The sequence below is a fragment of the Pseudomonas sp. Irchel 3A5 genome, assembly GCF_900187575.1.
Classification (GTDB): Bacteria; Pseudomonadota; Gammaproteobacteria; order Pseudomonadales; family Pseudomonadaceae; genus Aquipseudomonas; species Aquipseudomonas folii.
Genome location: NZ_FYDU01000019.1, coordinates 10,470 through 34,626 on the forward strand (window position 1 = coordinate 10,470; position 24,157 = coordinate 34,626).

14 protein-coding genes and 2 pseudogenes are annotated in these 24,157 nt (G+C 54.3%); 11 read left to right on the forward strand and 5 right to left on the reverse strand.

Features of this window, described 5'->3' with window-relative positions; translation table 11 throughout:
* The first annotated feature begins 137 nt into the window (after positions 1–137).
* From CKW31_RS25875 to CKW31_RS25900, 6 genes are all read left to right on the forward strand, one after another.
* Positions 138–1,274: a radical SAM protein gene (locus CKW31_RS25875; RefSeq protein WP_095101399.1), complete on the forward strand. Its 1,137-nt coding sequence runs from the start codon at positions 138–140 to the stop codon at positions 1,272–1,274.
* Positions 1,274–1,888, forward strand: coding sequence for a 3'-5' exonuclease (locus CKW31_RS25880; RefSeq protein ID WP_095101401.1), 615 nt, complete (start codon positions 1,274–1,276; stop codon positions 1,886–1,888). Before CKW31_RS25875 ends, CKW31_RS25880 begins: the two co-directional genes overlap by 1 nt.
* The gene (locus tag CKW31_RS25885) at positions 1,882–2,466 is read left to right on the forward strand and encodes an AAA family ATPase (RefSeq protein ID WP_095101403.1); all 585 of its coding nucleotides are present in this window, start codon (positions 1,882–1,884) and stop codon (positions 2,464–2,466) included. The genes CKW31_RS25880 and CKW31_RS25885 overlap by 7 nt, the downstream gene beginning before the upstream one ends.
* On the forward strand, positions 2,463–3,248 hold the full coding sequence (locus tag CKW31_RS25890) for an aldo/keto reductase (protein WP_095101405.1): 786 nt from the start codon (positions 2,463–2,465) through the stop codon (positions 3,246–3,248). Before CKW31_RS25885 ends, CKW31_RS25890 begins: the two co-directional genes overlap by 4 nt.
* Positions 3,249–3,343: 95 nt before the next feature.
* A complete protein-coding gene (locus CKW31_RS25895) occupies positions 3,344–4,153 on the forward strand; it encodes a TIGR02391 family protein (RefSeq protein ID WP_095101407.1) in 810 nt (269 codons plus the stop codon).
* A gap of 70 nt (positions 4,154–4,223) precedes the next feature.
* On the forward strand, positions 4,224–4,721 hold the full coding sequence (locus CKW31_RS25900; protein ID WP_095101409.1) for a GIY-YIG nuclease family protein: 498 nt from the start codon (positions 4,224–4,226) through the stop codon (positions 4,719–4,721).
* Between the two features lie 402 nt (positions 4,722–5,123).
* Here CKW31_RS25900 and CKW31_RS29690 read toward each other — a convergent pair.
* Positions 5,124–5,219: pseudogene (locus CKW31_RS29690) on the reverse strand (IS3 family transposase); the annotation flags it as partial.
* 352 nt (positions 5,220–5,571) lie between these two features.
* Between CKW31_RS29690 and CKW31_RS25910 the strand changes: the two are divergent.
* Positions 5,572–9,093 carry an NACHT domain-containing NTPase gene (locus CKW31_RS25910; RefSeq protein ID WP_095101413.1) on the forward strand — a complete coding sequence of 1,174 codons (3,522 nt, stop codon included), beginning with the start codon at positions 5,572–5,574 and terminating at the stop codon, positions 9,091–9,093.
* 253 nt (positions 9,094–9,346) lie between these two features.
* On the opposite strand, the gene CKW31_RS25915 is transcribed toward CKW31_RS25910, so the two are convergent.
* The 4 genes and pseudogenes from CKW31_RS25915 to CKW31_RS25930 form a co-directional block, all read right to left on the reverse strand.
* Positions 9,347–12,454: an ATP-binding protein gene (locus CKW31_RS25915; protein WP_095101415.1), complete on the reverse strand. Its 3,108-nt coding sequence runs from the start codon at positions 12,452–12,454 to the stop codon at positions 9,347–9,349.
* On the reverse strand, positions 12,447–14,207 hold the full coding sequence (locus CKW31_RS25920; RefSeq protein WP_218192164.1) for a hypothetical protein: 1,761 nt from the start codon (positions 14,205–14,207) through the stop codon (positions 12,447–12,449). The genes CKW31_RS25915 and CKW31_RS25920 overlap by 8 nt, the downstream gene beginning before the upstream one ends.
* A 178-nt stretch (positions 14,208–14,385) precedes the next feature.
* Positions 14,386–15,084, reverse strand: a pseudogene (locus tag CKW31_RS25925) (conjugal transfer nickase/helicase domain-containing protein); the annotation flags it as partial.
* A gap of 49 nt (positions 15,085–15,133) precedes the next feature.
* Complete coding sequence (locus CKW31_RS25930; RefSeq protein WP_095101417.1) at positions 15,134–16,048, reverse strand: LysR family transcriptional regulator; 915 nt, start codon at positions 16,046–16,048, stop codon at positions 15,134–15,136.
* A gap of 373 nt (positions 16,049–16,421) precedes the next feature.
* On the opposite strand from CKW31_RS25930, the gene CKW31_RS25935 reads away from it, so the two are divergent.
* The 4 genes from CKW31_RS25935 to pgm all read left to right on the forward strand — a co-directional run bounded on the left by CKW31_RS25935 (position 16,422) and on the right by pgm (position 23,963).
* Positions 16,422–17,450 (forward strand): zinc-dependent alcohol dehydrogenase family protein, encoded by a 1,029-nt coding sequence (locus CKW31_RS25935; RefSeq protein ID WP_095101419.1) that lies wholly within the window; start codon positions 16,422–16,424, stop codon positions 17,448–17,450.
* Between the two features lie 595 nt (positions 17,451–18,045).
* Positions 18,046–19,551 carry a hypothetical protein gene (locus tag CKW31_RS25940; protein ID WP_095101421.1) on the forward strand — a complete coding sequence of 502 codons (1,506 nt, stop codon included), beginning with the start codon at positions 18,046–18,048 and terminating at the stop codon, positions 19,549–19,551.
* 353 nt (positions 19,552–19,904) lie between these two features.
* Complete coding sequence (locus CKW31_RS25945; RefSeq protein ID WP_256582734.1) at positions 19,905–22,190, forward strand: ATP-dependent DNA helicase; 2,286 nt, start codon at positions 19,905–19,907, stop codon at positions 22,188–22,190.
* Positions 22,191–22,322: 132 nt separating this feature from the next.
* Entirely contained in the window at positions 22,323–23,963 is a 1,641-nt protein-coding gene (gene pgm, locus CKW31_RS25950) for a phosphoglucomutase (alpha-D-glucose-1,6-bisphosphate-dependent) (RefSeq protein ID WP_095101423.1), read from the forward strand.
* Positions 23,964–24,157: the final 194 nt, after the last annotated feature.

Genomic DNA, 24,157 nt, shown 5'->3' on the forward strand with positions numbered 1-24,157 from the left:
GAGCCGGACTTGCCCGTGCGCTCAGGAATCAAGCTATCATCTGGCCATTACTGTTACCTACCAAGGATGGGCGGGTAGGCACCCTAAATGGGCGCTCACTCCATCTGATGATCCGATGGCAAGCAAGGAGAATCGCAGTGAGATCCCAGGTCAGAATCATCGACTCGACGCAGTTAAAAAACGCCAACCCGAACCTTGTAGATCCTGTCGGTTACCGCAAAAGCGGGCTGAGCTTGAATCACATCATCGGCTGTCCACTCGATTGCAGCTACTGCGTTCGTCATCTCTATGGAAATTTCGATCAGCGCACGCCGCAAGCATTGATGAGCGATAAAGAAGCCTTCCAGCGATTTATCACTCACCGGTATTTCCAGCCTCATATCACACCCGTTCAGTTGTTCAACCGGGCTACCGACCCGATGCTCCCCGAGGTCAAGAGTCATACCCATAATCTGCTGCGTATGCTTGATGAGGCCGGGCTAACCAACAATGTGCTTGTGATCACTCGATGGCGTGTATCTCAGGACGATTGCGAGCGCTTCAATACGCTCAGAAATATCAAGCTGACAGTGCTGGTTACGTACTCAGGAATTGATGATCCGAAGATCGAGCCCATCAAATCTTCGATCGCTGCCAACAGCCTGAAGATGCTGTTCCGCCATGCCAGGCACTACAAAGTGGTGTTGTATTGGCGCCCAATCGTTCCAGGGCTAAACGACTCGTTAGAACACATTGCAAAGGCTGCGGCGCTGGCCAACCATGCCCATGCGACCGTATTTAGCGGGCTGTTCTATCGAAAGGAAATAGCCGAGTTTTACCAGAGCCAAGGAATCCCTGAACCGTACAAAATGACGGCAAGGCGAAAACTACTCCCGCTGGAAGATGAGCATAGGTTGCTCAGATTGTATGGGGAACAGAATCAGGTGACACCGATCTTCCACAAAACCTCTTGCGGAGTCGCCTTTGCGCATGCACAACCCGATTACAACGGACACTTCGGCATCACCGAACTATGCGATACCTGCCCTAGCTCCCAATTCTCCATCTGCAAGGCGGCATGGAAGACGCCAGATCAGCAGATTCTCAATCGAATGTGCCACGAGCTGGGTGCTGTGGAAGACCCGCAGGTGAACGACCGTGCGATTGTCGTTCGTGGCCTGGATGAACAGCGTCGTTACTATTTACAGCACTCCCTAGGCTATCAGGTGCACGACGCTGACAAGCCCCATCACTACGCGCGCCATGGCCGCGCCGAGGCTACAAGGAATCTCTGATGCTAAAAACAGACTTCGCCTGGCCCTCTGAACCAATCATCATCGTAGACGTTGAGGGCAATGGGCATACGCCACCCGACTTGGTCGAGGTGGGAATCGCCTCATTTCCACCGACGGAAAACCGCGAGCTTTTGTCTTGGTTAATCAAGCCCGTCCACCGGATCACTTGGCAGGCCCAGCGAATCCACGGTATTAAAAACGCGGAGCTGGAAAATTGCCCATCCTGGGCTGAGATCATGGATGACGTCGAGCAGCACCTGCAGAGCCGATGGTTCGTCGCGCACAATGCGTCGGTCGACTATGGCGTGATGAAGCGTCACCTACCCGAATGGTCGCCAGTGGGGGTCATCGACACTTTGAAACTTGCTCGTCACGTTTACCCTAACGCCAAGAGCCATCGGCTTGAGTCATTGCTCATTGACACAGGGCTGCGCGACAAGGTCGCCGACCAGCTCCACCGGGCAGCAGATGATGCTTATGCGACGGCCTTATTGCTTGATCATCTCATCGAAAAGTCAGCTGCCAGCACTTGGCAGGACATCTGCAAAATCGCGCAGCTCAAAACGCAACCTCACGAGCAATCGCCTCCCCCGGAGCAAGGAAGCCTATGGTGAAGCCTGTTCTTTTAGGTGTCACTGGAACCCACTCCACGGGGAAATCCACCTTCTGTGAAGCGCTCAAAGTTTCACTTGAGTGCAAAGGCATCTGCGTTGCTACCATCCCATCGTTCGGGAAGCTTGCGGTACAGCAAGGTATCCCGCTGCTCACTCAGCATACCTACGACTCCACGATGTGGTTTATCGACCGTACGCTCGAGGCGCAGCGAGCAGCGGCTGACACTGCCGAGGTGATATTGGTCGATCGACCGATCATGGATGCCGTGGCGTATTGGAATGCCGCAGTTGAGCATCGAGGTACACCCGCACCGATGCACCAGGTAGACGTGGTCAGATCATTAATCACCAGCCAGCTCCCTGGCTACACGACGATCGTTGCGACCAGGCTTGATAGCTCCATTGCTCTTGGCCCAGGGCGCGATACCAACTTGCCTTTCAGGGCGTCCGTCGACAGCCATTTGCACCAGATTTTGAGAGACTTCGGGATCCAGCATCAGATGCTTGTTCCTGACGTACGGGATGCTCTTCTCGATAGCTTACACACCCATATCATTCGAAAATTGGAGCACTTATGACCGCCGCCCGTACGGGACTCTTGGCAGGACAGCAGGTTAGGCGCCTCGGGTTTGGCACCATGAGGCTCACGGGGCCGGGCATCTGGGGCCCACCAGTTTCAGAAGCTGAAGCTGTTCAGCTCCTGCGTAAAGCGGTGGAGTTGGGCGTGCAACACATCGATACCGCTGACGCCTATGGGCCAAATGTGGCCGAGGGGCTAATTCGTAAAGCGTTGTTTCCCTATGCCGACGACCTGATCATTGCAACTAAAGGTGGCTTCACCCGTCAAGGTCCCGGTAAGTGGACGCCATGTGGCGTTCCAGCGTATCTGCGCCAGTGCGTTGAGATGAGCCTCAGGCAGCTCAACGTCGAAGCGATAGATCTGTATTACTTGCACCGTGTCGATCCAAATGTCCCCTTGGCTGACCAGGTCGGGGAGCTTGAGCAGATGCGACAAGAAGGGAAGATCAAATGCCTGGGCTTGTCGAAAGTCGATATTCCTCAAATCACGCAGGCGATTGCGATTGCACCCATCGCCGCGGTTCAGAATCAATTTAGCATCCTGGATAACCAGTCCGAGGATGTGATCCGCTGGTGTGAGCAGAACGAAATAGCCTTCATTCCCTACGCGCCTCTGAGCGCCGGAAGATATTTTTCAACCGGTGAGGTTCGAGGCCAGTCCGCCTCGGCAACCCATGCCTTGAAATGGCTTCTGAACTACTCGCCGGTCATGTTCCCAATTCCGGGCACATCCAGAGTTGAGCATCTGGAGGAAAACCTCAGATCGGATATTGAGGGCTAGCACCTCGTGCGCTCTCTCATTCGACACATTGGCCTATGGGCTATTTTTCCCAGCTACTCGAGTGGCACTCTAGTGTTTACCGATGGAGATTGGCTTTGAGTACCCGCATCCCACCTTTTAGTTCGCAACACCTAGAAGCTGCATGTCGTGTTCTGGCTGATACGGAACGTGGCTTGAGCGGCACTCAAATTGGATATCTCCTCCAAAACATTCGCGTTCCGGACGCCGACGCCAACAACACCAAGTGGAAGCGCTTGTTCAACGCTTTGGCACAAATGCAAAACCAGCATCAGGTCGGGAACCATCTCATTCTTTTCATCAACAGCGCTATGAATCCTGTGAGCTACGCCCGGGATCGTGAGGCCTTTATTTGGCGCAGGGATGAGCTCAACGTTGTCCTAGCATTCTCGGGATTCTATGTGCGCGATGACGGAAAGGTCGGGCGTGCAAACAAGGCAACCACACTGGATGTGGCCCGTGCCCGTGTAGGCCGGCTCAAAGCTGCGCTAGAAGCCCGAGCAGTACATGAGGAGGTTTTGAAATATTGTAGGGCAGAACTGTTGAGCGAAAATTACTTCCACGCCGTATTTGAGGCTACAAAGGGGATTGCGGCACGAATCCGAAATCTTTCGGGCTTGAATGGTGATGGGGCCGATTTGGTGACAAAGGCTTTCCTTGGCCAAAGCCCAATGCTTGCCTTGGGTCCCCTGGCCACCGAGTCTGAGAAAAGTGAGCAGAAGGGATTTGCGAATCTGCTAATCGGACTGTTCGGCGCCGTCCGCAATCCTTTGGCGCATGCGACGAAGATAGATTGGCCTATGTCCGAGCAAGATGCCCTCGACATTCTGACGATGGTATCGCTTATGCATCGTAAGCTTGATGTTACTCGCAAGATAAACCCTTAGGTTCAGTAGGGCGAGCCAGCGGATTTACTCGGCGGCTTTGTGCCGACTCACCTCTATCGAGAAAAATGCGATGCCGGTCTATTTCATTGGTCAGGTACAGGCCAACAATTGCATCCACATCAAAATAGGGCGCACTAGCGACATCACGCGCCGGCGTGGTCAGCTACAGACCGGTACCCCCTTTCCTTTGGAGGTGATGGGCTGGATTCATTCAGAAGATGATGCAGCTCTTGAACGGAAGCTCCACATCCATTTCGCGCCACAGAGGAAGATAGGAGAATGGTTCCGGATCGAACCTGCTGACGTCTTGCCCATCCTGATGGATGAAGGTGAAGATGGATTCATAGCGAAAAATGCTGATGCATTCGAAATCACGGGGTATGGACAAGACGCGTTACCGGAATACATGGGCGTCTGGGCGTGGGGTGACTTGGAGATTCAAGAGTGCTGTCCGTTTTGTGGATGCTTTTGCGGTATGCATTACCAAGACGCTTCCGGCATGTACCACTGCATCAATTGCGATGTGCTCACAGACTTTTCGGATATCTCGCGGCAAAATTGTGATTGATCCTCGCGCCTCGAACTTTCTCGATCATGGCCGTGAAATAAAGATTCGCTAAGGCGCTGCCGCGGATCGGTGGCCCAGTGAAGGAACGCGAGATTGGATATTCGTGGCGGGGGTGGAGGTGATCAACGTCTAAGCCGTCGGCAATTCACCTACCCAACCCCGGCTATAGGAGCGAGAGGGTTCACCATATGCTTACACCGGTTCCTCATTGATCGTGTTGGTTACCGTCACGCTTGGTCATGCCGCTATGTTCGGTGGGAGGATCGTATTGTGTCTCTGCAACGGGCCGACAGTATTTCATAGGGGCCAGAAGATAGTAATCGACACGCTGATGTGATCGGATAACTGTCAGTACCGATGCAAAACTGACCCACCGGAGGTGTGGACGTTTTCTTGGACTGATTATGCTGTAATTCCCCGATACTGTCGGTACTCCAAGGGGCTCAGGCCACCGAGTGAGAGTTTGATTCGATGCTGGTTATACCAGCGGATGTATCGGATCGAACTGAAGGGCGAATCGATGCGCAGACGCAACGAAATTAACGGCGACAGCGACTTCAGACTAAGAATGCAAACCTGCGTCGCTGCGCTCCGACTGCCTGTCCGAATGAGCGTGGAACGAGTGTCCGGATGTTGGTGGGCTGAGTGTCCGGATGGCGTAGAATCCGCAGCCATGAGTAGGCCTAACTCTTGGATAGTGGTCGTGAGGTGCGGAGGATCCGATACAAAAGTTACTGAAGGTGGTGTGCAGTTGAGGGGGCTACGCCATAAATGATCTTGAGGTTCTTGGCAACCGTCTGGATGAGTGGCACTCTTGCGCAGTTTTCAGAATGGAATAGATGTACGCAATATGTCCGAGAATGCGCCAGGGGTTCAGAAAAAACAGCGGGCTGGCGGGGCGGCCAATGCAGCAGGGATGAATTTTCAAGCCGCTGCCACGGCCTACGTCTGTGTTTGTATGCTCGAGGAAGAACCCGTTGCCTGGCTGGAGAAGCTATGCGCTGAACCGCCTGTGCCTGTTGCTGTCATCCCAGAGAGTGGTGGCCCTGGTGATGACATTCGGATTGATTTCAAGGGCGGTTTCACTGCAGAAGTGCAGGTGAAGAAGGGGTTGACGGCAAATGTCCGGCTATGGAAAACCCTGGATGCCCTGGCGAAGGCAGTTCACGAGGGAACGCTTGCCTATGGCGTTCTCATTGTCGATCCGCAGTCGAGTAGGGCGATCCGTATCAAGCTCGCCCAGGACATTATTGACGTAGGCAAGGGCGCTGATGTCTCAACGAAGGGGCATATTGCCACTTGGCAACGTCGGCTTGAGTCCAAGGGTATCCCTATCGAGGCTGTATGCCCGCGCATCAGGATCAAGATATTTCACGGAACTGAGGTGGATAGTGGCGATGTTGAGGGTGCAAGGAAAGCCCTGAATCGCTTGATGGTGTCCTGCAATACGTCCCAGGGCGCGTGGCCCACACTCATCGACGAAGTGATGGGTGAAATGGCATCTTCTGGCCGAATAAACAGTGACTCATTGGCGAAGATGTTTACCCGTCATGGGTTTGCTCTTAATCCAAAGACCTGTTCAGCGGCTCTGCACTCACACTACAGGGATTGGGTGAAAGATCACAACTCGGACTTTGCGTGGCCGGGGGCGAGGAAGGGCTTACCGCTGCACAGGAGGCTTCCATTGCAGGTGTGCCGATACGAGCACTCCAGACACCGCAATGAAAGTGTCCAGTCTGCATTGACCCGCTATCGGGCAGGAGCCGAAGCCAAACGCTACGCGGATAAATTCGACATTGATTGGCTCGCTCGTTTCAAGAAACGAGCAGTTATTGTCGCGGGCCCGGGGCTGGGCAAAACAATGGCGTTGAGGGTGCTTGCACATCGCTACTCAGTGGATGGTTATTTCGTGCTGTTCGTTCGGCTCAAGCATGTTGTCAAGGTGATGAGCGAGGGCAAAACCTTCAAGTTTGCATTGATCGAGACAGCCGTGGGCAATTCGGGCCTCAGTCGCGAAGAATTTTTGTCGATTGACCCGGCTCTATGGGTCTTGCTGGCGGACGGTCTGGACGAGTGTGGGGCTCAGCGCGGCTCTGTGGCGTTTCAACTGAGGACATTTGTGTCAGGCCGCCCAGGCATGCGCGCCGTCCTCACCACAAGGCCTATGGGTTACGAAACCCACGAGCTCGAAGCGTGGGCACATTACGAGATTATTCCTCCAGCGAAGGAGGAGGGGGCCGACAATCTGGCGAAGTTGATGATAGCGGGCGCAGACGGGGATCGAACGCCAGAAGAGTGCGAAAGGATTGCCAGAACTCAACTGCGCAAGTCGCCCGCGTCGGACGCCATCAGCACCAGCCCACTGCTGCTTGGCATGGCTGCCTGTCTCCTGCTTCAATACCCGGAGCTGCCCGAAAACAGGACTGAGCTTTATGTTCAGTTCTTGCGGCTGTATGACAAGCTCCCGTCCGAGCTCAATGTTGAAAGCGAAATATCTGCGCTTACGGTACTGAACGCGCTCGGTTGGTTCCTTCGAAAAAAACCTGCCGAAGAGCGCTCCGAGCTGGAAAGTCGATGTGCCCATGAATTGGTCCTTGAAGGGTATTCGTTGTCTGATGCAAAAAAGCAGGTGCGTATCGCGCTTGAACACTGGAAGAAGCTAGGGCTAATCGAGGAACTGAGCCACCAACTCACTGAACTGTTGACCTTCACACACTTGTCTTTCGCTGAGTTTCTCGCTGCACGGTACCTGTTGGAGCAACATCCGCGATTGCTGGGAGAGGTAGCGTATGACTCGCAGTGGCAGGAAGTCTTGGGCTATGCAGTAGAGCTTGGAATGTCTCCCTCGCTTGTCGATGTCCTTTTGGAACAGCATGAGAAGGGTGAACCAGAGGCGCTTTATTATGCTTTGTTCTGGTCCTCTAAATTCGAGGCAGCAGCCAGTGAAGCGTCACTTGAACGGTTGATCGGCACTGCCATCGAGGTACTCGACAGCTCCACATCGCTATCTGATCCGCTTCATTTCAAAGTGGGGCATGGTCTGTGTGAAATCGCCCCGAAGACAAGCCGTCTTCTGGATGCGTGGGTAAGCCGTCACCTTGAATCTCCCCAGCCCTCTCTCCGGTTGATTGCCTGGAGCATTGCTTCACGGTGTGCCATTGCGCTACCTGAAGTGCTGCGGCCCCGCCCCATTTTTTTAGAACTGCTGGCCATTTATGGCAAACCGCTTGATATGCACGACATTTTCTCAAAGCGCGTGCGCCATGAAGCGCTGCTTCTCCAGCACGTAGCGCTGATGGTGCTCAAGTCCTGCAGTCAGAATGAGATAGAGGCGTTCTCGGACAGCTTGTCAGCAGATGAGCGTTTGCAGAAGACCTTGGAGTTTCGGTTTCAGATTCTGAAGATTCGAAATGATCACGGTATTCGAGAAAAAAACAGTGGTTTGGCTAAACCCTTGCGTAATTTATTCCCAAGACCGGTACCAGACCCTGAGGCGCTTGGACGCTTTAGAGATCGCCAGCGTCGCGTATCACGGTTATTGGCGAATGCGTTTTGCAATGGTGCTTTGCATAAGCCTCTTGATGCCTTTCCTGAGCTTGCGGCGTTTATCTTGGCTATTCAACTTGACCCTTACAATCTGCGGGAAGAGTTTGGAGATCATGAGCCGGAAGATCTTGTCAGCTTTGGCTCGACGTGCAGAGATTTTGCGTTACTTTTTGGGCTGGATCTGCCTGAGCTCGCTGCGGAAGCCTGGGAGGTGCTCAGGCGGCTCGAAACGGAACCGCAGTTTTCGTTGTTCGATTTCTTGCCCCTTGTGGACATTGAAAGCAATGGAGTAGCCGACAGCCCGAGACTTCAAGTGAACCTGGAGCATGCAAAATTCAATTTACTTAGGGGCTCCAGGAAAATTCAGATCATGGCCACCGTGCTCCTAGTGCAGGCCACTCTCACCGATCAAGAGGTCTGCGAGTTACTATACAACGCCTCGGATTCAGCGTTGGCGTGCGTCTGTTTGGTGGTTGAGGCTCAATGCCCTGATCGTGCCACCGAGCTGTTCGTTCGCTATTTGCAGGATGTCGACTGCCAGCAAGCTGAGCACATCCTGCAAAGCCTTGTGCAGCTACAGGCACCCGCGATTGATGGGCTTGAAGCCCTCGCCATCGGCTACCTCACCCATGCCAATATTGAAGTCGTGGTGAGCGCTATCGACCTGATCAAGGGTTGGGTGGAGGACGAAGGGTTTTCGCGAACACTGGCTATCGAGTATGCGCTGCAGTACTGGAAGGACCGCCCCAGCATTTCTGATGAATCAGATCGGGATGTTTGTTCTGAGCTGAACTGGCTGCAGGACGCTATGGCCGGAGTCGGTTAGTCCGCGGAAAATTAAATTATTTCAGACTACGATGCCTCTGTATTGTCCTTGACTATACACGTAGTGGTCATGTTTCATTTCCACATTTCCCTAGTATTGATCGAAAGGAGGCGCCGGCCGGACCGGACCCAGCACTTAACGATGAGCCTTCACATCCTTCTTTTCTGAATTTCGTACGATACAACTCTCGGAATAGTGGCTCACAGTGAGATTCATCGCATACCGAAAGTCTGCCTAAATTCAGAAAGCAGGATCATGAACGGGATAGCACAATTTTTTTGAATCGCTCGTTGCCCAAAAACTCGAACTTTCTCTGAAAGAGGGCTGCGAGCCGGGCATCTGCAGTCGCGAAGAAAACCTGCTTGCGCATACTCACAGCAAGATCACGCAGATAGTCCAGAAATGACAGTGCGTTTAGATCATCGATGTGTGCAATGGGGTCATCGATCAACAGCACCGGAGGAGCAGTTTCCGCGCTGCGGTTTAAAGCTAGAAATATCGATAGCGCTAAAGCGGCACGCTGGCCTGTACTCACCTGTGTCGCTGCGTGGGTTCGAAGGCCATCTCGTGTGACGAGAAGATGCTCCCCGTTGAAGTCGCCCAGCTTATATTCCGCGGGAGAATGAATCCTGGCGAATATTTCGCTGACGTGTCCCCGTATCGACTCAAGAGCTTCCTGCGTTGCTTTCTCAAGAGAGTGGTTTTCAACGATGTCGGCTAGCGCGTCAATGGCTTTTGTCAGGTTTTCTTTCCGGTCCGTTGCGGCCTTAAGCAGGTCAGCGCTCTGTTGAAGCTCCAGCGTCTTGGTGCTTAGCTCAGAGCGCGCTTCTGTTTCGCTATTTTCGGCGTGCAGGGCGCGGTCGAAGGCATTAATTGCATCCTCGACAGCCTGCAATATTGGTTCTAGAGGTTGATCATCCTCGATGGTAATTGATTGGGCCGCACCCTCAAGAAAGCTCTTGGCCACATCATGCTTTTCCAGCGCTCGTTGGATCCCGATAGCCAGGTCTTTGGGAGAGGAGCTATCCGCAATAAGCCCTATCGATCCTGCAATTGCACTCGTATGGGAGTTCGTAAGCATCAGAGTCTCGCGTACTTCAGAAGCAGTTTCGTTCGCTTCTTCTGCGTTTTTCTGTATTTCTGCTATGCGTGAATTTATGACTGCCAGACTCGAATAGTCTTGTTCAGCTCCAAGCAATTTAATAGCGGCAGCCTCTGCATCTGAGTAACCTGCCCAATCGGCGCCATATTGGCCGAGCGAACGCATCGTTGACTCCAGTCTTCCCAGCTCGCTAGTCGCTTCGACGAACTCCTGGTGCTTCAAGATCAATTGCTGATGAATATCGCGTACGGTTGCTAGGCTGTGTATGTCATTTGCATCGAAAAAGCGTTGCAGCATCTGGAGCGTAGTTAGCACATCACGTTCGCGTTGCGCGCGATCTCTGGCTACCTGCACTGCCTGATGAAGCCCGTTCGTCAGGCTTGTACTGTCGGTAGAGGTGAGCGACTCAATTTTATGAAGCAGCTCCCCGTCTAAATGGACGGTTGCGCAGACAGGGCAATGCAGCGCATCACCTGTACGATCAACTATGGTTTGGACAAGTCCGCGCAGATCAGAGCGAAGGGCAATCATCGACTGGCCCAGGCGTTCCTGTTGCAACAGGCTTTCAGAGGCTGACTTTTCCTGCTGCTCAGCGAGAGCAAGGCTTTCTGAGGCGACCTGAAGTGCTTCAGACAGACCACGAACAGCATACTCAATAGGTAGCTCTTGGGCTTCGTCGAGGGACGTTCCAGCGAGGGCAATTCGTCCATCAGAAGCCACAAGCTTGGTTTGCTCGATTGATCTAGCAAGCGCTGGTGCCCCAGCTTCGCAGTAGATCGACCATGTTTCCAGATCAACGAGTGCTGCTCTATAGCTCTCAATCAGCGCTTCATACTCACGGAGCTCTTGACGCTTGCGTATTTCTGACTCTTCCAGTTCCTGAGTTTTTTTGAGCGCGGTGAGCAATGTCTGCACGCTCTGTCGTAGTAGGGTTATTTTTGCGGGCGAGGTTTGTGCCAGGACAATAGCTTGGCGTAGTCCTCGCGAAAGCGATTCAAGTAGAGACCGATCCGAGGGGGAGAGAGGCTCATTGTCACCTTCCTGAATCCAGGAACACCCCAGCTCACGCAAACTCGCACGGAATGATTTTGCAAAGGTTGCGGATTCAGTAGGGGAGTCCTGTAATCGCTTGACCTCGTTGCCTAGAAGTTCGGTCTGTTTAAGAAGGGAAGGGATGCGCTCGTTGAAGCTCGTGCGCTTCGACACGGCGTCATCATGCAGTTTGTAGAGATCGGTCCATAGTGTCGATGTTTCACCACCTACCAGCAACAAACTCAGATCTTGTTTTAGTTTATCTGGGGTCGACTCACCAGAGAGGCGGAATGCGGCATCGGTGTCCAAAAAGTTGAATCGAGTGAATGACTGGGCGAGTGCACCAGTGCTTTGATTCGATCGTCCATACCAGGCGAGATTGCGCGCCTTAAGGGTGGCTGACAATGTGGTGCTTTTAACGGTGATTAATTCACCGGACGCAGTGATGACATCGGCTTCGATATTTTTGAATGTAGCTTCAGGGTCGCGACGAACACGCCCGCAGTACAAGGCTTCGATAGATTCGAGCAACGATGTTTTGCCCGCACCGTTTTGTCCAAATATCAGATTCACATCACCAAACTGGAACTGTTTTCCGCTGATGGGCGATCTAAAATCGCCTACGTGAAAGCGACGAATCAACCCAATACTCAGCGGATCAACTAGTGGTGGAGGAAGTGGCCGCATTACCGGGATTGTATCGGCAGCGAAGGCCTCGCCCGAGCCGACCAGCTCGATTAGTTGGGTTCGAGCGCGTTTCTCCAACAGGACACTGAGCGCTGCCGCACGTAAAATCTCTTCCCATTGAACGCTGGCGTCTGTGGACACCAGTGCGCTATGTACCTGAGTCGAGAGGGCGTCAAAACGTTCGAGCAGATCTTCCTCAGTAAGGACAAACTTTCTCGCAAAATGCCGATCCCCTTCGATGCGTGCCTTTGCTTCCAAAAAGTTATCATTGATCTGCGATTCAGGGCCCGCCCAAAAATACAGATAGCTGTTCCAGCGCTGGTCGCCATCGGCTGTGAAGAATTCACTCCCAAGCAGACCTTCCTGAAATTTCGCAAGATTATCTGCTCGCTGGATGACACTATCTGATAGGTCGATGTAGGCCGTAGCGAAGGTTTTGCCTTGGTAAATGCGTTCTCCACGAAGAATACCGTCGCCCAAGTCTTGAACCCGAGAGAGTTTTTCCGTGATCGTGCGACGCAACGTGGCTGAATCAACCATATGAGGCTTCCGTGTGATCGAGCGGAGTAACAGCGAGGAATTCGGTCTTGTCGTCTGCCGGATCGTCGAAGCGGGTCAGAGCTTCAATGCTCGCAAACTTGAGCTCACCAAATTCTCGATATGCAATGCAAAGTCGCTTTTGATAAGGTCCACCTGCTTGGCGCAGCAACTCATACAGTTTGTCTGCGATCGTCTCTAATTTTTGGCGCTGGGGTAAGTCGCCTAGGTAAACGATGAGAGTGGGTTTGTTGTCCGATGTCAGCACGTTGAAGTTTGGACTTGCCGCATCCCACCGCAGCACGGACGTCGCATCGACTCCAGCCACCTGAGGTGGCCATTCCACTCGGTTTGCAATTTCATGATGAATTTGGGCCGCCGTGCTGAGTCGCTGATGGCGAAAATCTCGGCTCTCACCATCCTGAGCAACGGTCAATCTTTGCACCACTTCATCAGGCCCAATCTTGCAGGAGTCGATATCTTTCAGCGTGCACCAATTAGGGCGACCAGTTATTTGGCCGGCGCTTAACGCCAATACGCGCTCAATGGCTAACGGATCTCGGTTGGCCATAATATGCTGCAGCGCTGTTTGCGTCGGCGGGTCAGCGTCAACCAGAGTGACGAACCCCGCATCAGGAACGTCTCCTACTGTCCACTCTTCAGCAGCAGTCGCCCATGTGTATCTCTGAACTGCTGTAGGGCCGTTTCGATTGGCCATGATTGCATTGCCAACGGTCATTACTTTCGGTACCCGTAGCTCGAACACCGCTTCGTCATAGTGGAAGAGGAGAGCATGGCGCCGCTCGGTCATGTAGGCATAGTAGATGCCTAAATTATGATTCGGTATGACGATCTCATCGTTTGAAGAACAATCCTCCGCAGCGCAGTACCAAGTCGATGCAGCGATGTTCCTCCATGCTTCAGGAGCTGTTCCAGGGGGACCGTGCTGGACGATGGACTGAGCCCAATTTAGGCAGACAATATGGCAATTACTGGAGCGAGGATCTGTATTGAATGTTGTGGTGCGATAGCGACGGTATGCCGCGTTACGCGGGCTCGGATTGAGCTGAATATGAATCAACGTTGAGCGATCATTGAAGTCAGCTAGCCATTCATCCCTTAACGCAAATGCGTCCGAGCAGATGATGACAGCTGCCGTGAGATGTCCACTACGACCACGAAACCTATAGATCTGAGTTCCCCGTCGTAACCATCGTTCTTCCAGAAATAGTGCGTCTCTAGAAGGGAACGTTTTGAATTGAACAAGCGCGACCAGTTTGGAGGAACCGTCTGGGCGCTTGGCCTGAAACAACAGGACTACAGGATCGAAGAGGTCTCGATCGATTTCTAAGCCTTGCCATGGTTCATGAATGACCAAGCAGAGATCGATAACGTTTTGTTGGAAATGCTCAAGTGCTTCCTGGGTGATGCTCTCGCACCCCAAAACCCAGAGCACACCTTCACCTGGTGTGATGCCAGTTGCTATCGCCTCTTCCAGTGCTGCCCACGGCATGAAATATTCGGGTGTTACGGCAAGGTGCGCGCCTCTTTCACGAGCCAACCTCAGCAACGACAAGCTCTTGGCAGTGGCAGCGGGCACATCGAAGTTACCGATACGTTGCTCCGACGCAAAAATCGGTCCACTGGGTTGCAGCAGCAGGGACGTGTAGCTGGCCTCTGTCGGCCGCAACATTTCCAGGTCTGGTTCCTGAAGGCCGTGCTCCAAGAGGGCTAACGATACATCTCGCGTCGGCATATTATTTTGTCTTCCGTGAGGAGTCTCAACAATAGCCGTAAAATGGTGTTGTTGGCAGTCATTATGGCAAATGATTTTAGTGCGGGGCCTAAACGCAATCCTCTCACTTGCGGTACAGAATGTGGGCACAATACTCAGGTGGATCGCGCTTCGACCCGAAATGAGATGCTTGGGGGATTTAAGCTTTTTCAATTTTAAGAAAAGGATTGTCGGGTGGTATCAATTCAAAAAATTGCTTCGGATCCTCAATCAAGTACCCCTTCAAGGTGGTTCTCTTCCTAGGGCCCTGCACTTGGCATGCCCATATGTTTAGGCCATTGTCTCTCTTTCTGTGGACCTTCAGTTTCTCAAACTGCTTTTGCACCCTTCGCCATTCCTCACCTGCGGAATCGGCTCCTAGTGAGATGCCGGGAAACTCCTGCGCGTAGCGTTGGAAGAGACCAGGCGTGACCAGAAATACGCTGCCACTCACCGTGTGGATTTTTGCCTTGCTGTCATTGATGACCAGCTTGTGGCTCAGGATGCCTTCCTTGACCCAATTCAGAAATGCCTGGCCAGGGTTATCCGAAGGGAGGGTTGAAGTTTCGAGAGCGCTTTCTGACGGTGCGGCACTGGCCTCAGGCTCTTCCAACTCGAACATGTCCAGCAGCGTGCCCAGGTAGTCAGCATACTCGCTCGTCATGGGATCTGGCTGCGATGGGTTTTGAGTTGATCTTGTATTGACAGCCTTTGGGGCTGGTGGTGATACCGGAGAGGTGGGCTGATTGTCATCAAGTGCAATGCTCACCGTTCCACTGAAGGTGGCGGGACGGTCTTCGCTCCCCCAAATCAACGCCGGTTGAAGGCGCAGAAAGGTAAAGCTCTGCTGCCAATTTCCCAATAACTTGTTGTTATAAAACGGTTTTATGGAATTTAGTGGAATTCCATTACAGGCTATCGGGGTCCCCAAAAAACATCTGAATCCGCGACCGCAACCACCTTTCACCCGGATCATTATCCTGAGACCCACGCCAGGCCATGTGCAGTTCGAAGGTCTGGGTCTCGATAGGCAAAGCCTCAGCCCTTACCCCGCCAGCGGCGGTCAATACAGCGGCTGCGTAGTCGGGCACTGTGGCGACGATATCGGTACCGGCGAGCAGAGTGGCCAGGCCGTTGAACTGTGGGACGGCGAGGACGACGTGGCGTTTGCGGCCGACTTTCTCGAGGTGTTCGTCGATAAAACCACTCAAGTCGCCTGCGAAGGACACCAGTGCGTGGGGCCGGGAGCAGAAGTCTTCGAGGCTCAATGCGCCGGGCATCGTGTCGGCGCGTAGCAGCATGGGTTTGCTGCGGCGCAGGACCTTGCGTTTGGCGTTGGCTGGCAGGTCGCTGGTGTAGCTGACGCCGATGGATATCTCGCCGGACGCCAACAGTGCAGGCATCAGGATGTAGTTGACCCGGCGAATGACCAGAACGATGCCCGGCGATTCCGAGCGCAGGCGTTTGAGCAGGGAAGGCAGGAGGGCGAATTCGACATCATCCGACAGGCCGATGCGAAATACGGCAGTGCTGGTTGCCGGGTCAAACTCCGAAGCGCGGCTGACGGCCGTGGAAATCGAATCAAGGGCTGGCGAGAGCAGGGCGAAAATCTCTGTTGCCCGGGCCGTTGGCTCCATGCTGCGACCTGTGCGCACAAACAACGGATCGTCAAACAGGCCACGCAAGCGTGACAGGGCAGCGCTGATCGCCGGTTGGCCGAGAAACAGTTTTTCGGCCGCCCGCGTCACGCTGCGCTCATGCATCAGGGTTTCAAAGACGATGAGCAAGTTGAGGTCGACGCGACGCAGGTCGTTGCGGTTCATGGCGGGAGATCTCGGGCCGTTGATCGATGCGATGGTGTGCAAACAGCGGGACACTTGCAGCTGTCTGGTGAAGCAGGGTGGATCTAGCTGACACATCTCGGGCATGAATAGTACGAGCAAACGCTACCTTTACGCATTCATAAATTTTCCGCGCGCCAGACGCCCGGCAACGCTGCGGGTTGCATTGTCTCGCTGACATGCGAACAATGGCCGCCCATGAATGCATGAGCGTTTGACGATTGGCCTGGGAATATCCATGCGAAACCTATGACAATCGATGACAGACATGTCGACTATTAATAGCCACTGATAGTGTTACCGGCAGAGCCCGGATAGAGTTCATGGCATCAAGGTTTTCTAGGCGAGGTTCGAAATGTCCCGCACGATTCGTTTTCATCAGTTTGGTCCAGCCGAGGTGCTCAAGATTGAAGAGCATCCGGTCGCGCTGCCAGCACCCGGTGAGGTTCAGGTACGTGTCCAGGCGATCGGTATCAGCTGGTACGACGTGCTCTGGCGGCAGAACCTGGCGCCTTCACAGGCACGGCTTCCAGCTGGTATCGGTCAGGAAATGGCCGGTGTCGTCACTGCCGTGGGTGAGGGCGTCGATGATTTGAAGGTCGGTGACAAGGTTGCCAGTTTTCCTGCGGCCGATCCGAATCAGCACCCGGTTTACGGTGAAATCATTGTCATGCCGCGCACGTCACTGACCCGTTATCCGGATGTTCTGACCCCGGTTCAGGCCAGTGTGCATTACACGTCGCTGCTGGTGGCGTACTTCGCCTATGTTGATCTGGCGCGAATCAAGCCGGGACAAACCGCTTTGGTCACGGATGCCAGCCACTGTTCAGGGCCTTCGTTTGTACAGTTAGGCAAGGCGCTGGGTTTGAAAGTGATCGCGGTCACCAAAACCGACGACGCTCGCGAGTACCTGTTGTCTCTGGGGGCCGACAAAGTGGTGGTCACCGAAGAGCAGGACCTTCTGATGGCCGTCAACAAGTACACAGACAATCGCGGTGTCGATGTCGTGCTCGACGGTCTGGGCGGTCCACAGATGTCGATCATGGGTGATGTTCTTGCGCCTCGCGGCAGTCTGGTGCTGTATGGCCTGCAAGGCGGTAATCAGACGCCGTTCCCGGCTTGTGCAGCGTTCCAGAAAAACATTCAGTTCTTCGTCCACTGTCTGGGCAATTTCACGGGCAAGCCGGAGCTGGGTATCACTCAGGATGACGCAGCGCTGCAACGTGCGCTGCGTGACATCAACCAGCTGACTGCCGATCGGGTGCTGGAGCCTCTCAAAACCCGGGTTTTCGCGTTCAGTGATGTGGTTCAGGCGCACCGCTACATGGATGGTTGCCCGATTGGTGGCCGTGCAGTGCTCGAAGTGGAAGAGCCTCAGGCCTGATCAGGCTGAGTGCTTCACCCTTGAAATGCCCTCCGCTCTGGAGGGCATTTTGCTTTTTGATATCTGGTTTTGGTCCGTAAGGCGAGCGTTGTCTTTTAGGGTTTAAACATTCGGCTCACAATTGTCCGAGTGCAATAAGCACTATTAAACAAACCGACAACAGTGCGGTGCGGTTTAATTGCCTGACTGGTTTGAATCACACTCTCTGTGGGGGGCTAGTTTATTAGAGAAGGGCGCAACCTTGACCATATCAAGGTGTGACATGTATCGTTCGCGAATGAATCAGCTCCACCGGTTAGCGCTGCAAGACCCAGGCTTTGCTAGGTCCTGCGGAGTCATGATGCGACAGAATGTCAGCCTTCTGTAAACATGAGATTAAACTAGTGCGTTTAATTTCGGCAAACTTAAACATACTAAAGTCCGTCGCTTTAATTCCTGTTTCGCAGCTTGTAATTGTGAAATTAATATCGATAATAGTTGGGTGCTTACCACTCAGGGAATGAGTCATGGTCAATTATGATTTTTCAGTGCTGTCCGATTTTAAACTCCTTTCTTGCAACGCACGTCATTGGGAAATGCAAAGGAGTGCGTCAGCATGAGCTCCATTCACGAACAGGCGATGAACTACGTCTATCAGCAAGTGCTGCAGCGGCTGCTGGGTTATTTTCGACGAGCAGAGCGCACAGCGCTGCAATTGCTGATTCAGCGATTGATCGTAGCGGCAGGCGGCATTGAGCGTATTTCAAGTTTCAATGTGCTGGTGCCTTTCAGTGGCGGAAAAGACAGCGCCTACACCGTAGCCCTGCTACGAGCCGCCCAGCTAAGCATCGCCGGGCGCGCGCCTGCCACCTTCAATCTGCGTGTCGCCAATATGCGCCACGCCGGTATCACCCCGGCGGTCATGGAGAATATCCAGCGGACCTACTCAGCGCTTTTCCTGCACGACGACCCTCGAGTGGAATTGTTGGAGGTTGACCATCAGGTTGTCAGAGTCTTTGAGCCAGGTGTGCCCATGTCCCGTGCCGGAAGGGAGCAGAATCGCTCGGACATGCTGGTCAATGGTCATGTGTCGGCCGGGGACGGCCGTACCACGTTCTGCAACAGTTGCTATCTGGGTATCGCCGAGTTCCTTGAGCGCGCTACCACCTGGGGGGACGGGGTGGATGCGGTGGTGAGTGGCGATTCGCGCAAGGAACAAAAACAGTACATCACGTGGGTGATGCGTCTGGCGCCGAGCACTGCTTATCGCTTTAAGGATTCGGGAAACCAGAATTTCAACGCGATGTTGAATATTGTCGGCAGCATCAGCCAGTCCTACCATCAGGAGCTGTACGGGGCAAATGATGAGCCAGCGGATCAGTTGATTGCGCCAGTCAACGTTACAAATAAAGGAGGGGCGCCAGCGTTCATCGCCATCTCCGACCTGATCGTCAGCAATGCTGAAGAGCACTGGAAGCTGCTGACCGAATTCCTGGGTTTCCGCTTTGAGGATCTGGCGTTCAGTTTCAGTGAGTCCGATTGCGCCAATCCGTTGCTGATGGCGCATATGCTGGGCTTGAAAGTGCAGTACGTCCAGGCGCGTAGTTATGCCGAGGGTATCGAAGAGTATCTGCAACTGGCCAAAACAATGATGCGACGCAAGGGCATGCCTCAGCGCCTGATTGATCAGGCCATGAATGCCTATGTCGGCGAGGAAGGGATTGCATCCCGTCGCGAGCTGGCGGCCACTTTTGCGCAGGAAGGTTTCGGTGTTAGCGAAGCACAGCTGATTTGCCTGCTGTTTTCACCGTTCGTCAATGAAGGGCGCGAGCTTGAGGGTTTCCTGCGGCGTCTGCATCCGGGCATGCTGGTCGCTCTGCCGGACCTGCACAAAGCCTTGCAGGGCCTGGCCGCACCTGATCAGGTTCTGCAATGGCTGGGCGACATAAGCGGGCTGACCCTTGAAGGCTTGCAGAGCCTGTATCGGAAAAAGCGCGTGGATTTCAGCGACCCGGCATCCATCATTGCCCGCGTCCGCGCCTCCGATCCTGACAAGAGACGGGTCATGACCGTTGACCCGCAGACGGGCGGCAATGTCGTTGAGGTGCTTTCGGGGCGTTGAGCGCTCAAACATGTATCAGACAAATACAAATTCACTGAATAGATGCGATTTGATGCTGGAGATCTATGGTTGTCCGCAAGCTGACGTGGGACCGGCTTTAGCCGGGAAGGCGGCATTTCTGACGATAAATATGCAGCGACTGTACTGGCCTCTTCCCGGCTAAAGCCGGTCCCACGCCATCGCGCCATTGTTCGATTCACAGGAAGTCACCAAGCTCCACCGATCCATTTGTATTTGCCAGATGTAGCCGGTGCTGGTATCTGTATGCCCATCCAGTACCGCCATCTCAGGTTGTGACCGTCATTTCTTCATCCAGCAGTTCTGAAATAAAGCCCGAGGTCGGCGCTGAAGAGTTGCGCTCCCTGGCTCCTGATCCCTCTGATCAAGCTCGTTATCTTGTGGCCGTTCGTGCGCTGTGTGAGTTCACCGCCAAAACGGGTGACCTTGATTTGCGCTTCACGCCATCTCCGACTGCACAGGAAGGCATCGCGGGGCATCGCAGTGTTGCGGCGCGACGCAGCCCCGGTTATCAGTCCGAAGTTTCACTGTCGGGCGAGTATCAGCAACTGAAGATTCGTGGTCGGGCCGATGGTTATGACCCTGCACTGAACCAGTTGGAGGAGATCAAGACTTACCGCGGCGAGTTGTCATCGATGCCAGGAAATCACCGGCAGTTGCACTGGGCACAGGTGAAGGTCTACGGCTGGCTGCTCTGCCAACAATTGCAACTGGACGAAGTCAGCCTGGCGCTGGTGTATTTCAACATTGTCACCGAGCAGGAAACACTGATTCGTGAGCGCTTTACTGCGCCGACCCTTAAGGCGTTCTTTCAGCAACACTGCGCCATATTTCTGCAATGGGCTGAGCAAGAACTGGAGCACTCCAGCGAACGCAATCAACAGTTGAGTCAGCTAAAATTTCCTCACGGGGGTTTCCGAACCGGTCAGCGTCACCTTGCTGAGTCTGTTTACAAGGCGGTCAGCACCGGCCGTTGCCTGACGGCGCAGGCCCCCACCGGCATTGGTAAAACCATCGGCACGTTGTTTCCCATGCTCAAGGCTGCGCCTACGCAGAAGCTGGACAAAGTGTTCTTCCTGACCGCCAAAACGCCTGGCCGCAAGCTGGCACTGGATGCATTGACGGTGATCCGTACCAGCGCACCGGAACTGAAGCTGCGTGTGCTGGAGCTGGTCGCCCGGGACAAGGCTTGCGAACATCCGGATAAGGCCTGCAATGGCGATTCCTGCCCACTGGCCAAGGGGTTTTATGACCGTTTGCCGGCGGCGCGCAGTGCTGCACTGGCCGCTCCCTGGCTGGACCAGGCCGGCATGCGGGATGTGGCACTTGCCCATGAAGTCTGTCCTTACTACCTCAGCCAGGAAATAGCGCGCTGGGCGGACGTGGTGATTGCTGACTACAACTACTATTTCGATCTCAGTGGATTGTTGTTCGGGCTAAGTCAGTTCAATCAATGGCGCGTGGCGGTGTTGGTGGACGAAGCCCATAACATGGTCGAGCGAGCCCGGCAGATGTACAGCGCCAGCCTCGATCAACAGGCCCTGAGTACATTGCGCCAGACCGCACCCGAGGCGTTGCAGAAAACCCTGCAACGCTTGAACCGGGAATGGAACGCGCTGCACAAGGAGCAGGTTGCGCCGTATCAGGCCTATCCCGTAACCCCAGGCAAGTTTCTGCAAAGCCTGAACTTGTGCGTCGCGTCCATGGGGGATTATTTCAATGATCATCCTCATGCGCTGAGTGGCGCGCTGCAGAGCTTTTATTTCGAGGCGATTGCGTTTGTCCGTATCGCCGAGTTGTTCGACGAGCACTTTGTGTTTGATATCAGTAAAAGGGCGCTGAGCAGCAAGCGCAGCCATTCCCGACTGTGCCTGCGTAATGTGGTTCCTGCCCGGTTCATTCGACCGAGGCTGACAGCGGCACTTAGCAGCGTGCTGTTCTCCGCAACCTTGAGTCCGCGTCACTATTACGCCGATCTGTTGGGTTTGCCCGCTGATACAGCGTGGATCGATGTGGAGTCGCCGTTCAGTCGAGATCAACTGGACGTGCAGATCATCAGCCGGATTTCCACGCGATTCACTCATCGTCAGGCTTCACTGGCGCCCATCGTGGAGCTTATCGCAGAACAGTTTCAGGCTCGACCGGGCAACTATCTGGCGTTTTTCAGCAGTTTTGATTATCAGCAGCAAGTCGCGGAGTTGATGCAGCAAACTCATCCGCACATCCCGATCTGGCAACAGGCCCGGGGCATGAGTGAAAGTGATCGTCAGGGCTTTCTCGATCGTTTTACCCTGGAAAGCCAGGGCGTTGGCTTCGCGGTACTGGGCGGCGCATTTGGCGAAGGCATCGATTTGCCAGGCGCGCGATTGATCGGTGCATTCATCGCAACACTGGGTCTGGCTCAACTCAATCCGGTCAATGAGCAGCTCAAACAGCGCATGGCTGCGTTGTTCGGCGCGGGCTACGATTACACCTACCTTTTCCCGGGTGTGCAAAAGGTTGTGCAGGCGGCGGGGCGGGTGATTCGTGGTCAGCAGGACCGAGGAGTGGTCATGCTGATCGATGATCGATTTGCCGAGTCCAGGGTTCGCCAGTTACTCCCGCACTGGTGGCAACTGTAATCGCTCTCCGACTCAGGGATCGATAGCCGAGCAACGAGGTCAAACTGCCAGTAAACTGCCGCGCCGCTGATCATTTTCGTTCGCCGTACAGCAGCCAGCTTTATTTCTATTCTGTTTTTTCATGGAGGTTGTATGAGTCTCAGTCCCTTCGCCGGCAAGCTGGCACCGCCTCAGTTGCTGGTTGATATTCCGCGACTGGTTACTGCTTATTACACCGGCCAGCCTGATGCGTCGATTTCGACCCAGCGCGTGGCGTTTGGTACTTCCGGCCACCGTGGCAGCTCGTTTGAGCTCAGTTTCAACGAGTGGCACGTTCTGGCCATCAGTCAGGCGATTTGCCTATACCGTCAGGCCAATGGCATCGATGGCCCGCTTTTTCTCGGTGCCGACACCCATGCCTTGTCCACACCCGCCGCGGCCAGCGCCCTGGAAGTCCTGGCCGCCAATGGTGTGCAAGTGATGATTTCCGAAGGTGACGAGTACACTCCGACACCGGCGGTTTCCCACGCGATCATTTGCTATAACCGTGGCCGCACGTCCGGTCTGGCAGACGGCATCGTCATCACGCCGTCGCACAACCCGCCGGAAAGCGGTGGCTTCAAATACAACCCTCCCAATGGTGGCCCGGCAGACAGCCATATCACCAAGTGGATTGAAGCCAAGGCCAATGAACTGCTGGCGGAAAAAATTCAGGGTGTCAGCCGTATCAGTCACGAAAGAGCACTGCGCGCCGACACGACTCATCGTCATGATTACTTGAATACCTATGTGGCTGACCTGAAGAGCGTCATCGACATGGATGCGATCCGCAATGCAGGTCTGCGCCTTGGCGTTGACCCATTGGGTGGTGCCGGCGTGCGTTACTGGTCGGCCATTGGCGAGCATTACGGTCTGAATCTGGACGTGGTCAACCAGTTCGTCGATCCGACGTTCCGCTTCATGAGCGTTGACTGGGACGGCCGCATTCGTATGGACCCCTCGTCCAACTTTGCCATGCAGGGCCTGATCGGTCTGAAAGACAAGTATCAGGTCGCGTTTGCCTGTGACCCTGACCACGATCGCCACGGCATCGTGACCCCAACAGGTGGTCTACTGGCCCCAAACAACTACCTGGCAGTCTCTATCGACTACCTGTTCCAGAATCGTCCGGACTGGCGTGCGGATGCAGCGGTTGGCAAAACCGTGGTCAGCAGCGGCATGATCGATCGGGTTGCTGCACGTCTGGGTCGTCGTCTGTACGAAGTACCGGTGGGCTTCAAATTCTTTGCTGAAGGTCTGTTTGATGGCTCGCTGGGTTTTGGCGGGGAAGAGAGCGCCGGCGCGTCGTTCCTGCGCAAGGACGGCACGGTCTGGACCACCGATAAGGATGGTCTGATTCCAGCACTGCTGGCAGCGGAAATCACCGCTCGTAAAGGCCGCGATCCAAGCGAAATTTACCAGGCCCTGACTGAGGAACTGGGCGAGCCGTTCTCGACGCGGGTTGAAGCGAAGGCCAGCCCTGAGCAAAAAGCGGCGTTGGGCAAGCTGTCGCCGGATCAGGTCAAGTCGACGGAACTGGCGGGTGAAGCTATTAAAAGTGTTCTCAGCCACGCACCGGGCAATAACCAGGCGATTGGCGGTCTCAAAGTGATGACCGAGAACGGCTGGTTTGCAGCACGGCCATCGGGCACCGAGGACATTTACAAAATCTATGCCGAGAGCTTCGTCGGTGAAGAGCACCTCAAGCGTCTGGTAGCAGAAGCTCAGGTGTTGGTGGATGCTGCGATTGCCTGACACACCGCCATAGCGGGCGTCGCGTATTCTCCGTGCTCTCTTACAGACTCATTATTGAACGGACGAATGATCTGTAGGAGCTGCCGAAGGCTGCGATAGCGGTGTGTCAGGACGACGGATTTCGCAGCCTTCGGCAGCTCCTACAAGTGATCTATTTCAATTCAATGCAAAAAAAGCCCGGACTCGCGAGAGTC